This window comes from Nocardia sp. NPDC005366 (genome assembly GCF_040606855.1).
Classification (GTDB): Bacteria; Actinomycetota; Actinomycetes; order Mycobacteriales; family Mycobacteriaceae; genus Nocardia.
The window spans coordinates 150545-162789 of sequence record NZ_JBEXFQ010000013.1 but is presented as its reverse complement, the minus strand read 5'-3'; the positions used below and the strand labels follow the sequence as shown (position 1 = coordinate 162789).

Here is a 12245-nt window from a genome sequence, read left to right as displayed (position 1 = left end):
CAAGGATGGGTCGCTCTCGAATTTCCATCGGCATGTTCCCCGCCTCACGACCACCGACGGCCCTGGCGACGACTCGATAGACCGCGGCCCGCTTGCCCGCGACTCACCCCTCCGGATCTCCAAGCGCAGATCGGTCCGGCCTGTCGCTGCTGATAGCGGCTCGCGGCTCTCCCGCGCCGCCACCGGCGACCACGAACTCCTTGATCAATTCACCGACTTGGTCACGATGCTCGCGAGCGGCACGGTCGGCCATCGCGTGCGCCGCTGTGATCGCCCGGGAATACTCGACATCCCGGAGTTCGAGCCGAGTCCGGTGCTCGGCACGCTGGGCGTCCATTTGCGCACGCAGCTCGTGATTCTCCGCGACCAATGATTCGTGCTGTTCGCGCACTTGATCACGTTCGCCTTCGGCGCGAGCTTGCGCGGCGCGCGCGATGTCGAGATGGCCGCGCATCTCGGTGAGCACGGTCTCGGCCTCGGCGTAGATCTCGTCCCGGTCCGCTTCGGCGGCAGCGACGAGTGCGGCACTACGCTGCTCGACCTCGCCGAGACGAGTGTCGGCGTCCTCGGCTCTCGTGTGGGCCTCATCAGCGGCGGCCAGGGCAAGTTGTTCGAGTTCCACGGCGTGGCGGTACCGCCGTTGTAGTTCTGCCGACGCCTTCTCGGCATTGTCACGGCGCTGCTCGGCAGCCGCGATCCGCGAGGCCGCGTCGCGCTGGATTTCGGCGATCTCGCGTTCGACGAGGGCGGGGTCGCCGAGGTCGGCCAGGACTTCGGCGGCGTCGCTCACGACGGCACCCAATTCGGCGCGCAGTTGCCCGTAGCGGTCCAGCAGACCGGCCAAGGTCGCGGTGCCATCGGTGATCGGCCGTGGAGAGGGCGGTACCGGCGTCGATCGAGCGCCGCGATCGGTGTCTCTGCGTTTGAGGCGCAAGGCTTTCTGTGCGGTGTGATCGGGGTCGGCGCAGTAGCTTCGGGGCGCGCCGGGTCGGCCCGGAGGCCGGGCAGCGACAGTGGCGGTGCATCCGGGGAACTGGCAGCGCCCCGGCGCGTTGCCGGAGGCAGGGGAAGTGACAGCTTGGAGCATCACGGATTCCGTTCCGATCCATTCCATTTCATTCCGTTTCTGACGAAGGGAATGAAATGGAATGGATCTTCGTCGGGGGTGGCGGTCAGGCAGCCGAAGCGAGCATCTGCGCCCGCACCCGTGGCAGCCGGTTGGCGATGACCAGGGCCGCCGACTCGCTGGCGCGCCGGTCGATATGGCCGTAGCGGCGATCGGTCGTGGTCACCGACTCGTGTCCGGCGTCGCGGGACACCACGAACATCGGCACGCCGTCCTGGAGCTTCCAGGAGATCCCGGTGTGGCGCAGCGTGTACGGAGTCATCCGCTTGCCACGCAGGGTCTTGAGCGCCCGCGGGTAGCGACCGATCAGATCCTCCGGATCCGCGCCGTTCCAGTGGGCCTGCCTGCCGAACGGCCCGAAATCACCGCGAATCAGCGCGTCGTAGCGGTGCAGCGCCGGGATCCATGCCTTCTTGTAGAAGTACACGGCCGTGACCGGCGCCTTCGTCGCGGTGTGGAACAGCAGCTCATCAGGTGCTCGGTCCAGATCGAGTCGTGCCAGCGACTCCAGAGGCACGTTCACCGTCCGTACGCCACGTTTGGACTTCGGCTTACCGAGGATGCGTTTGGTCCCGCTGTCCTTCCACGCCTTCGTGATCCGCACCTGACCGGTATCGGGATCGACATCGCCCACCAGCAGGGCGCCGATCTCACTCGGGCGCGCCATCGACACCAGTCCGAACTCGGCCTGGGCCCGCCAGCGCGGTGCGAGCAGATGCTCGAACAATTCCCATTCCTCGTTGTCGAACACGTCGACCTCCGGGGAATCCACGCGCGGCAGCCGCACCCCCGCGCAGGGGTTGAACGGGATCAGCGGTGCCGGGCGCTGCTCGACGGCCGCGCGCATCCCCGCCGACAGGAATCCGTGCTTGTTCTGGATGGTCTTGGGCGCATTGCCCAACTCCTGCTCGAGCCAGACGATCCACGCGGCGTCGTCGTCCTGGGTGAGCGCCTGCACGGTCATCGTGCCGAAGAACCGCGCGATGTCGTTGTGGATGAATCGCAGATAGCGGTCGCGACTGTCGCTCTGAATGCCGGTGAGCCGTTTCGTGTAGCGGGTCAGCCAGTCGACCAGCGTCACGCCGTCGGTGCCGGTGGGACGACGAGCCGCGAGCACCTTCAGCGCCTCGTCGATGCCGTCTCGTTCGATGACCGCGGCCCACCACTGGGCCTGCTCGACGTCATCGAAGGTCGCCGAGGACTGACGACGCTTGCCCTCGGGATCGTAGTAGTGGAAATACACCTGCCAGGCCACGGTGCCATCGGCACGACGCCTCGAACGGGGGGTGGGCATGGAAGCCTCTCAGTTGTCGATTCGACGTGCTGAGAAGCGCCTGCGATGACAAACTGATGATCGGGGAACAAGCCCGACACTACCGAAATAGTGTCTGACCTGCACTTCCGAAAGTGGAGCCTAGGGGAATCGAACCCCTAACCCCTGCCTTGCAAAGGCAGTGCTCTGCCAATTGAGCTAAGGCCCCGAATTCCCCGAACGGACAGTTCAGCGGGTGGTGACCTCGTGCCACAGATCCGCGTCTTCGCGCTTACGCAGCTTCGTGATTCCCACGAGAACCAGGACCGCGACACCGATCGTGAGAAGAATTTTCATACATCCCACCCTACTGTGATGTTCGGGAGTGGGCCTAGGAGGACTTGAACCTCCGACCTCTTCGTTATCAGCGAAGCGCTCTAACCGCCTGAGCTATAGGCCCGTGTTCCGCTTTACATTGCGTGGTAAAGCATCGCGTTGAGCGTACACAACACTCCCGCCACCAACCAAAACGGCTGGTAGAGGCGCTGAAAGGCTCGGCATCCACTCGATATTCCCCCGTTTCGCGACGTACGTGAGCATCTGATATAGATCAGACTGCACCAGAGTGCATCAGAGCACAGACTGATCTAGATCAGTGATAGTCAGCTGCCGTACGCTGACCGCATGCATCCCGAGCGCGCCGGAATGGCGGCCTATCAGCGAGTAGCCGAGCAGATCAAGCAAGACATCCGCACCGCAAGCCTCGGACCGGGTGAGAAGCTTCTCGGAAACCGCCGGCTCGCCGACTACTTCAACGTATCGCTGGGAACAGTCCAGAAGGCCGTGCACCTGCTCCAGAGCGAAGGCTGGGTTGTCGCAACGCCTGCTGTCGGCGTATTCGTTGCCGACGAGCAGCCCGCAACGTCCGGGGGATCGACAATCGACCAGATCCGCGAGGAGCTTCGCGGGCTCCGGGCCGAAACAGCGAACCTGTCCGCCCGGTTGGAACTACTCGAAGGCGCCCGGGCCACCGGAGCAGCCGGATGACGCGGTCAGTCGTTCGACCGCGCGTCCCGGAAACGACGACGGCCGGAGCCGCCCCATCGGAGCGATACCGGCCGTACGTTCACGTAGAGATCTAGTCCGGATCCGCGAGGGTCACCTGAATACCGCCGACCAGATCGCAGCACTGGTTGTAGATGAAGGTGCCGACAGTGCCGAGCGCGGTGAACAGCACCACATTGATCAAGCCGACGACGCCCGCGTAGCCGAAGACGGTGCCCGCATCGATCAGGCCCGCCGAGCCGCTGTCCTGGGACACCATGTCGGTGAAAGTGTTGTTCAGCCGCTCCCACACGCCCATACCTTCGAGCACGATGTAGAGCAGGCCGACCGCGAGCATCCACACGAAGAACAGCGCCACGCTGATGACCAGCGAGATCTTCAATGTCGACCAGGGGTCGATACGTCGGATCTGCACGGTGGCACGCAACGGTTCGCCGGAGGCGACAGCCGCGGCGACCGCGACCGGTACCGCGGGCGAGTACATCGGCGGGTGACCGTGTCCCTGGGCGCCGGTTTCGTTGGGCGGCAGCGGATGCCGGATTTCTGAGAGATCCGGCATGTCCTTGATGAGTTCCGGCCGCGCGATGCTGCGGGTCGGGCCGTCGATTCCGACGGATTTCACCATCGCGGCTTCTTTGCGGGCCGCCTTGGCGGCGAGATCAGCGGTGGTGCGCGCGTTGGTCGCGCCACCGTTGAGACCGCCAGCCCCACCCGCACCGCCCGCCCCGCTCGGACGGCCGGTAACCGGCGCCTGACCGGGCCGGTACAGGTTGGATTGCGGTTCCCGCTGCGGCAACTGCGACCAGCCGTCCTGGAACGGCGACTGTCCGCCGCTCTGCTGCGCGGCATCCCCGCCCTCGGACGGCTTCGGCGGCTGCCCGCCCTGGTTGTTCATCCGTACCGTGGACTGGTCGAACCCGTCTTTGCCTGGCCCGCCCGACGACGAGCCTGGCCCGCCCGACGACGAGCCGGGGGCGCCCGACGACGGCTCGGGCGCCTTGGGCGCGAATTCGCCCTGCTTGCCGGAATTCTCATGCGGCTGGCCACCTTGGGGTGCGGCGCTCTGCGGTGCCTGACCGGGTTGCCCCGCACCCTGCTGCCCGTTCTCGGCCGAGGAGACCGGCCGTGGGATCGGCCGTGGCGGAATCGGGGACGGTGTGATCCGTTCGGTCACACCGTTCGTGTGCTGCCGCTCGTCATTCGGCTGATTCGGAGTGGTCAATGGGAATCCTTAGATCCGTTCTTTGCCGCCGCTGATGGATTATTGGTTGGGAGAACCGGTGCCGTCATCACCGGCGAGGTCGTCCTCGTCGGCGTTTCGTGCGATCGCAAGCAAGGTATCGCCATCGGCGAGGTTCATCAATCGCACGCCCTTGGTCTGTCGTCCGGCCTTACGAACCTGTCTCGCCGCCGTCCGGATGACGCCACCAACGGAGGTGATCGCATAGAGCTCATCGTCATCATCGACGATGAGCGCACCGACCAGAGTGCCACGCTTGGCGTCGAACTGGATAGTCAGCACGCCTTTACCGCCGCGGCCCTGTGCGGTGTACTCCTCGATCGCGGTCCGCTTGGAATAGCCGCCGGAGGTGGCGACCAGCAGATACGTATCGGGACGAACGACATTGAGCGACAACAGTTCGTCGTCGGCGTTGAACCGCATGCCCTGCACGCCGGAGGTGGCGCGCCCCATCGGACGCAACGCCTCGTCGGTGGCCGCGAAACGGATCGACTGGCCCTGGGCCGAGACCAGCAGCAGGTCGTCATCGGCCGAGCAGAGCACGGCGCCGACCAGTTCGTCCTCGTCGCGCAGGTTGACCGCGACGATGCCGCCGCTGCGGTTGGAGTCGAAATCCGACAGTTTGGATTTCTTCACGAGGCCATTCTTGGTGGCGAGCACCAAATATGGGGCGTCTTCGTAAGACTTGATCCGGATGATCTGCGCGATTCGCTCGTCGGGCTGGAAAGCGAGCAGGTTCGCCACGTGCTGGCCGCGGGCGGTTCGATTGGCTTCGGGCAGCTCGTAGGCCTTGGCGCGGTAGACCCGCCCCTTGTTGGTGAAGAAGAGCAGCCAATCGTGGGTCGAGCTGATGAAGAAGTGCTTGACGATGTCGTCCTGCTTGAGACCCGCGCCCTGCACGCCCTTGCCGCCACGTTTCTGCGAGCGGTAGAGATCGGTCTTGGTGCGTTTGGCGTAGCCGGTCTCGGTGATCGTGACGACCACGTCCTCGCGGGCGATCAGATCCTCGTCGGCGACGTCACCGTCGGCGGCGATGATGCGGGTACGCCGGTCGTCGCCGTATTTATCGACGATTTCGGCGAGTTCGTCGCGGACGATGCCGCGCTGGCGCTCCGGTTTGTCGAGAATGTCCTTCAGATCGGCGATTTCGGCCTCGATCTTGGCCAATTCCTCGACGATCTTCTGCCGCTCCAACGCCGAAAGGCGGCGCAGCTGCATATCGAGGATGGCAGTCGCCTGGATCTCGTCGATCTCGAGCAGCTGCATCAGGCCGGTGCGCGCGGTGTCGGTATTGGCCGAGCGCCGGATGAGCGCGATGACCTCGTCGAGCGCGTCGAGTGCCTTGACCAGGCCGCGCAGAATGTGGGCCCGCTCCTCGGCCTTGCGCAGCAGGTAGCGGGTGCGCCGGATGATGACGTCCAACTGGTGGTCGACGTAGTGCCGGATCATCTGATCCAGGCGCAGCGTGCGCGGCACCCCGTCGACGATCGAGAGCATGTTGGCGCCGAAACTGGTCTGCAGCTGGGTGTGCTTGTAGAGGTTGTTCAGCACCACCTTGGCCACGGCGTCACGTTTGACGGTGACCACGATCCGCATACCCGCGCGGTCGGAGGATTCGTCGTGGATATCGGAGATACCCGCGATCTTGCCGTCCTTCACCTGCTCGGCGATCGAGTTGATGAAGTTGTCGGTGTTGACCTGGTAGGGCAGCTCGGTGATGACGATGGTGGTGCGTCCGCGGGCGTCCTCTTCGATCTCGACGACACCCCGCATACGGATCGAGCCGCGGCCGGTGGTGTAGGCGTCGTGAATACCCTGACCACCGACGATGAGACCGTAGGTCGGGAAGTCGGGGCCCTTGACCCGTTCCATGCACGCCGCGAGGGTGTCTTCCTCGTCGGCTTCGTAGTTCTCCAGCGCCCAGTAGATCGCCTGGGCGAGTTCTCTCAGGTTGTGCGGCGGGATATTGGTCGCCATACCGACCGCGATGCCGTTGGACCCGTTCATCAACAGGTTCGGCACCCGGCTGGGCAGTACCGTCGGCTCCTGCGAACGACCGTCGTAGTTCGGGATGAAATCGACCGTCTCGTGGTCGATCTCGCGCAGCAGCTCCATCGCGAGCGGGGTGAGCCTGCATTCGGTGTACCGCATGGCGGCGGCGCCGTCGTTGCCGCGCGAACCGAAATTGCCCTGACCGTCGACAAGCGGGTAGCGCAGTGACCACGGCTGGGCCATGCGGACCAGGGTGTCGTAGATCGACGCGTCACCGTGCGGGTGGTAGTTACCCATGGTTTCGGCGACCGGGCGCGCGGATTTCACGTAACCGCGGTCGGGCCGGTAGCCGTTGTCGTACATCGCGTAGAGCACGCGGCGATGTACCGGCTTGAGACCGTCGCGGACATTGGGCAGCGCGCGCCCGACGATCACGCTCATCGCGTAATCGATGTAGCTGTTCTGCATTTCGTTCTGGATATCGACCGGCTCGATCCGGTCGCCTGCACCGCCGTTCGGGGGCAGCGTGGTCTCAGTCATGCGGACTCCTTAGATGGCCTGGCGTGAAGGGTTGATCGCAGCGGAAATTCACACCGGCTAAACGTCGAGGAAGCGAACGTCCTTGGCATTGCGGGTGATGAAGCTGCGACGCGCTTCGACGTCCTCGCCCATCAGAACGGAGAACAACTCGTCGGCGGCGGCCGCGTCATCGAGCGTCACCTGACGAAGTACTCGCACCGCGGGATCCATGGTGGTCTCCCACAGCTCCTTGGCGTTCATCTCGCCGAGACCCTTGTAGCGCTGGACGCCATCGTCCTTGTTGATCTTCTTACCCGAGGCGAGGCCCGCCTCGAGCAGGCCGTCGCGCTCACGGTCGGAGTAGGCGAATTCCGGTTCGGAGCGCTGCCACTTGAGCTTGTACAGCGGCGGCTGCGCCAGGTAGACGTGCCCGTGCTCGACCAGCGGCCGCATGAAGCGGAACAGCAGGGTCAGCAGCAGCGTCGAGATGTGCTGTCCGTCCACGTCGGCGTCGGCCATCAGCACGATCTTGTGATAGCGCAGTTTGGCGATGTCGAACTCGTCGTGGATACCGGTGCCGAACGCGGTGATGATCGACTGGACCTCGTTGTTCTTGAGAACCCGGTCGATACGCGCCTTCTCGACATTGATGATCTTGCCGCGCAGCGGGAGGATCGCCTGGTACATCGAATCGCGTCCGGATTTGGCCGAGCCGCCCGCGGAGTCGCCCTCGACGATGTAGATCTCGGACTTGCTCGGATCCTTCGATCGGCAGTCGGCCAGCTTGCCGGGCAGACCGCCCAGATCGGTGGCGGACTTGCGACGAACCAGCTCACGGGCCTTGCGAGCGGCCATCCGCGCCTGTGCCGAAGACACCGCCTTGTTCACGATGGTCTTCGCGTCGGCCGGATTGGCCTCGAACCAGTGGGTGAGATGTTCGTTGCAGGTCTTCTGCACAAACGACTTCACCTCGGTATTGCCCAGTTTGGTCTTGGTCTGGCCCTCGAACTGCGGCTCGCCGACCTTGACGCTCACGATGGCGGCAAGACCCTCGCGAATATCGTCACCGGTGAGGTTGCCGTCCTTGTCCTTGAGCAGCTTCTTGTCCTTGGCGTACTTGTTGACCACCGTCGTGAGCGCCGCGCGGAAACCCTCTTCGTGGGTACCGCCCTCGTGGGTGTTGATGGTGTTGGCGAAGGTGTGCACCGATTCCGAGTAACCGGAGTTCCACTGCATCGCGACCTCGAGCTCATGCCCGGTGCCCTTGCCGGTGAACGCGACGACCGAGTTGTGGATCGCCTGCTTGGTGCGGTTGATGTGCTTGACGAAGTCTTCCAGCCCGCCCGGGTAGTGATAGGTGCGGGTCTTGACCTTCTGCGCGGGCGCGGGCGCCTCGGCATCGGCGTGCTTGGGCGCTTCGGCGGTTTCGCTGACCACCTCGTCGGTGACATCGTTGTCGGAGACGCGCTCGTCGGTGAGCTTGATGGTGAGTCCCTTGTTCAGGAACGCCATCTCCTGCAAGCGCCGAGACACGGTCTCGAAGTTGTAGGTGGTGGTCTCGAATATCTCCGCGTCCGCCCAGAACCGCGTAGTGTTGCCGGTTCTCGTAGTCGGCTCGCCCTTGACCAACTTGCCAGGTTTGGCGCCCTTGTAACTCTGGCTCCAGTGAAACCCGTCGCGGTCGATTTCGAGCTCGACTTGGCTCGACAGCGCGTTGACGACCGAGATACCCACACCGTGCAGACCACCCGAGACCGCATACGAGTCGGAGTCGAACTTGCCGCCCGCGTGCAGTTGCGTCATGACGACCTCGACAGTCGGGATTCCGGACGCGTGCATCGCCACCGGGATCCCACGACCGTCGTCACTCACTTCGACGCCGCCGTCGGCCAGGAGGGTGACCTCGACCTTCGTGGCGTGACCCGCCATCGCCTCGTCGACCGAGTTGTCGACGACTTCCCAGATCAGATGGTGCAGGCCGCGCTCACCGGTGGAGCCGATGTACATACCGGGGCGCTTACGAACCGCCTCGAGCCCTTCCAGGACTGTGATGGAGGAAGCGCCGTAGTCCTGCTTACCCGATGTCGCGTTGGTCGAGCCCGATACGTTGGAGTCCATGGCAGCCACTGGTCGGTAGCTCTCCTTACTTGCTGATCCCCGGCGCGGCGATCGTCACAACACAGGCGCGACCCGAATCCGACTCGATCGAGGAATACGGGTCCACGCGCGTGCTGTGCGGAACGCGCCGAAATTCGCCGCTAGTTACTCCACCATCCTACTGGTAAGCCCGCGCCACAATGCACCTACGACACCCCTGACGGCTCCGTGGCTGCAAGAAATCGACCGGCGACGAGTCCGGTCAGCCGAATCGAGGTTTGATGAACGCCTCCGAGCGCTCAGGCCGCACTCGTCGGAGGCCGGGATGATCGTGTGCGCCGCCGCCTCCGGCGAGGAGTCTCCGAGCGATACAAGCCGACCGATATCGCGACGAAAACTGCGGTCAGCCCGACTGGATCGGCCGGATGCGAAAGCGGTGATGCGACGCGTGTGCGGTCGTACCCGTTCATGGACCGCCGGATGGAAGGCGTTCCACGTGAAACCGGCGAATTCGCCACCGAGTCGCGGATATTCGCCGTAGTTCGAGCGACTACCCATACGTATCGCGGGGACCACGGCCCCTGACATGCCGCTCGCCCTTACGCCAACTCGGCGCGGTCGGACCGGAGATCTTGACCGAGGTCACCACACCCTGGCCGACCGCGGCGTTGATCTTCGCGAGGATCTGGGACTGCAACATGCGCAACTGCGTGGCCCAGGCCGTGGATTCGGCCGCGATACTCAGCACGCCGTCCTTGAGCGTGACCGGGGTGGCATGCGAAGCGATATCCTCGCCGACCACGGCGGGCCAGCGCCCGAAGACCATACCCTCGGCGACCTTGGTCGACCATCCGCGATTCTTCGCGATCGATCCGGCCAGTGTGAACAACAGCTGGGGATCACGTTCATCCGGCCGCGCACCCGACCAGCCGGTGCGCCGCCGCGCCCCGGTCCGCAGTCGCTTGGGCGAGGCCCGGCCCTGCCCTACGGATTTGCCGCTGGCACGGGCGGCGGCACGGGCCTCTTCGAGTGCGCGCCGGGCCAGATCGATGCCGCGCAATTCCGGTTCTCCACCCGGCTGTTCGGCGCCCGTGCCCCGCTCCGACTGCTCGGTCATCGGTACGCTCCGTTCGCCCTACACCGGGTTTGTCCCCAGTTCCGCCTACTTTGTCCCCAGCCGCCGTCCGGTCATCGCGGCCCCGAGAATACGTGGTCGCGGCGCCGCCGAACGCCCGTATCGAACATACATTCGCCATCGTCACCACGTATTCCACCGGATTACGGCGATTACCGAGGCAGTCTCCGGTGTGCTCCGGGTGTTCCGTGGCCATCCCCAGTTATCCACAGCCGCTGGGGATAACTGGGCATAGTTTCGAGTACCGCCGAATCTCGGGGCAACTCTACGGGAGCCGGCCGACATCACAGCGGGCGCGCCACGCCACTTCTGCGGGATGGTTCCGATATCTGGATTCGGTAGTGCCGGGGAGGCTATGGGACTACCAGATGATGGGGGTCGCGGCCGATTTCATCCCCAGATGTGGATAAACCTGGTGATTTCTGTGTATAGATTCGCGCCCGATCGCGATGGGGTCGACGTCGATCACAGCTCAACTTGCCCCGGATTCGGCATCAGCCGCCTCGGTGGCGGCAGACGCGGCGGTAGCGGAAGACGCGGCGGTGCCGGTGGCAGCGCCCCTGGCGGCGGACTCGGACTCGGACTCGGCGGTCCCCGTGGTCGCGGTAGCGGTGGCGTGCACGTCGGCTTCGGCGATATGCGATGTCCGGCGCACCGCGTCGCCGCTCGTCTCGACCCGCATCGGCGTCGCGGCTAGTTCCCTCGGCACGTCCTCGGCGACGGCGGCGGTGATCAACACCTGCTCGGCTCCGACCGCGACCTCCGCCAGCGCGGCACGCCTTCGCCGATCGAGTTCGGCGAACACATCATCGAGCAGGAGCACCGGTTCGGCGCCGGTATCGCGCAGTAGATCGAACGCGCCGAGCCGTAAGGCCAGCGCGAAGGACCACGATTCGCCGTGGCTGGCGAATCCCTTCGCTGGGGCGTCACCGAGTATCAGGTCGAGATCGTCGCGATGGGGCCCGACCAGGCAGACCCCGCGATCGAGTTCCTTGGGCCGCGCGATCCCGAGTTCGCGCAGCACGATGGCCTCCAGCGACGCGATGTCGTCGTGCTGTGGTTCTCGCGCGGGATCGAGCAGTTCGGGCGGCAGATAGGAGCTGCGGTAACCGATTGCGGCCGAGCGGGATTCGGGTGCGATGGCCCGATACGATTGGGCCAGATAGGGATACAAGTCGTGTACGAGACGCAGCCGTTGGGCCAGTAACACCGAGGCATGTTCGGCGAGATGTCCGTCCCACACATCGAGGGTGCTCAAGTCGGATTTCGATCTCGCCTGTCGCCCAGCGGTTTTCAACAGGGCAGAACGCTGCCGAAGCACCCTGTCGTAATCCGCGCGCACACCGGCGAGTCTCGGCAGCCGAGTTGTACACAACTCGTCGAGATAACGGCGGCGCTCCCCCGGATCGCCGCGGACCAGCGCCAGATCTTCCGGCGCGAAGAGCACAGTCTGCAGAATCCCCAAGATTTCCCGCGGCCGGCGCACCGGTGAACGGTTGATCTGCCCCCGGTTGGCCGAACCCTGGTTCAGCTCCAGGTCGATGCGTAGTTCACGCCCGGAGTTGACGACCGTTGCGCCGATACGGGCGCGGGCGGCGCCCATGCGGATCAGAGGTGCGTCGGCGGCGACCCGATGCGAGCCAAGGGTGGCCAGATATCCGACCGCCTCGAGCAGGTTGGTCTTACCGTTGCCATTCGATCCCAAGAAAACCGTTCGGCCTGGGGATAATTCGAGTTCGGCCTGTTCCCAGGAGCGGAAATCACGCAGCGACAGCGCTCGGATGAACATGCGCTACCCTGCCACGCCCGGAGTCCGATC

General features: G+C 64.8%; 8 protein-coding genes and 2 tRNA genes. 1 reads left to right on the top strand and 9 read right to left on the bottom strand.

Going from position 1 to position 12245, the window contains the following annotated elements:
• Window positions 1-103: 103 nt before the first annotated feature.
• The 4 genes from ABZS43_RS17465 to ABZS43_RS17450 all read right to left on the bottom strand — a co-directional run bounded on the left by ABZS43_RS17465 (window position 104) and on the right by ABZS43_RS17450 (window position 2838).
• Complete coding sequence (locus ABZS43_RS17465) at window positions 104-1087, bottom strand: hypothetical protein (protein WP_355036910.1); 984 nt, start codon at window positions 1085-1087, stop codon at window positions 104-106.
• An 85-nt stretch (window positions 1088-1172) separates the two neighbouring features.
• Window positions 1173-2420, bottom strand: coding sequence for a tyrosine-type recombinase/integrase (locus tag ABZS43_RS17460; RefSeq protein ID WP_355036909.1), 1248 nt, complete (start codon window positions 2418-2420; stop codon window positions 1173-1175).
• Between the two features lie 114 nt (window positions 2421-2534).
• Window positions 2535-2607, bottom strand: a tRNA-Ala gene (locus tag ABZS43_RS17455).
• A gap of 157 nt (window positions 2608-2764) precedes the next feature.
• Window positions 2765-2838, bottom strand: a tRNA-Ile gene (locus ABZS43_RS17450).
• Between the two features lie 224 nt (window positions 2839-3062).
• On the opposite strand from ABZS43_RS17450, the gene ABZS43_RS17445 reads away from it, so the two are divergent.
• Window positions 3063-3425, top strand: coding sequence for a GntR family transcriptional regulator (locus ABZS43_RS17445; RefSeq protein WP_355036908.1), 363 nt, complete (start codon window positions 3063-3065; stop codon window positions 3423-3425).
• Between the two features lie 91 nt (window positions 3426-3516).
• On the opposite strand, the gene ABZS43_RS17440 is transcribed toward ABZS43_RS17445, so the two are convergent.
• The 5 genes from ABZS43_RS17440 to recF all read right to left on the bottom strand — a co-directional run bounded on the left by ABZS43_RS17440 (window position 3517) and on the right by recF (window position 12215).
• Complete coding sequence (locus ABZS43_RS17440; protein ID WP_355036907.1) at window positions 3517-4665, bottom strand: DUF3566 domain-containing protein; 1149 nt, start codon at window positions 4663-4665, stop codon at window positions 3517-3519.
• Between the two features lie 39 nt (window positions 4666-4704).
• Window positions 4705-7215 (bottom strand): DNA gyrase subunit A, encoded by a 2511-nt coding sequence (gyrA, locus tag ABZS43_RS17435; RefSeq protein ID WP_355036906.1) that lies wholly within the window; start codon window positions 7213-7215, stop codon window positions 4705-4707.
• A 57-nt stretch (window positions 7216-7272) separates the two neighbouring features.
• Complete coding sequence (gyrB, locus tag ABZS43_RS17430; RefSeq protein ID WP_355036905.1) at window positions 7273-9312, bottom strand: DNA topoisomerase (ATP-hydrolyzing) subunit B; 2040 nt, start codon at window positions 9310-9312, stop codon at window positions 7273-7275.
• 529 nt (window positions 9313-9841) lie between these two features.
• Window positions 9842-10408 carry a DUF721 family protein gene (locus ABZS43_RS17425; RefSeq protein ID WP_355036904.1) on the bottom strand — a complete coding sequence of 189 codons (567 nt, stop codon included), beginning with the start codon at window positions 10406-10408 and terminating at the stop codon, window positions 9842-9844.
• Window positions 10409-10898: 490 nt separating this feature from the next.
• Window positions 10899-12215, bottom strand: a complete 1317-nt coding sequence (gene recF, locus ABZS43_RS17420; RefSeq protein ID WP_355036903.1) for a DNA replication/repair protein RecF — start codon at window positions 12213-12215, stop codon at window positions 10899-10901.
• Between the last annotated feature and the right edge of the window lie 30 nt (window positions 12216-12245).

Coding starts and splice junctions, on each gene's coding strand:
- ABZS43_RS17465 (WP_355036910.1), bottom strand. CDS start 1,087: ATGCTCCAAGCTGTCACTTCCCCTGCCTCCGGCAACGCGCCGGGGCGC.
- ABZS43_RS17460 (WP_355036909.1), bottom strand. CDS start 2,420: ATGCCCACCCCCCGTTCGAGGCGTCGTGCCGATGGCACCGTGGCCTGG.
- ABZS43_RS17445 (WP_355036908.1), top strand. CDS start 3,063: ATGCATCCCGAGCGCGCCGGAATGGCGGCCTATCAGCGAGTAGCCGAG.
- gyrA (WP_355036906.1), bottom strand. CDS start 7,215: ATGACTGAGACCACGCTGCCCCCGAACGGCGGTGCAGGCGACCGGATC.
- gyrB (WP_355036905.1), bottom strand. CDS start 9,312: ATGGACTCCAACGTATCGGGCTCGACCAACGCGACATCGGGTAAGCAG.
- ABZS43_RS17425 (WP_355036904.1), bottom strand. CDS start 10,408: ATGACCGAGCAGTCGGAGCGGGGCACGGGCGCCGAACAGCCGGGTGGA.
- recF (WP_355036903.1), bottom strand. CDS start 12,215: ATGTTCATCCGAGCGCTGTCGCTGCGTGATTTCCGCTCCTGGGAACAG.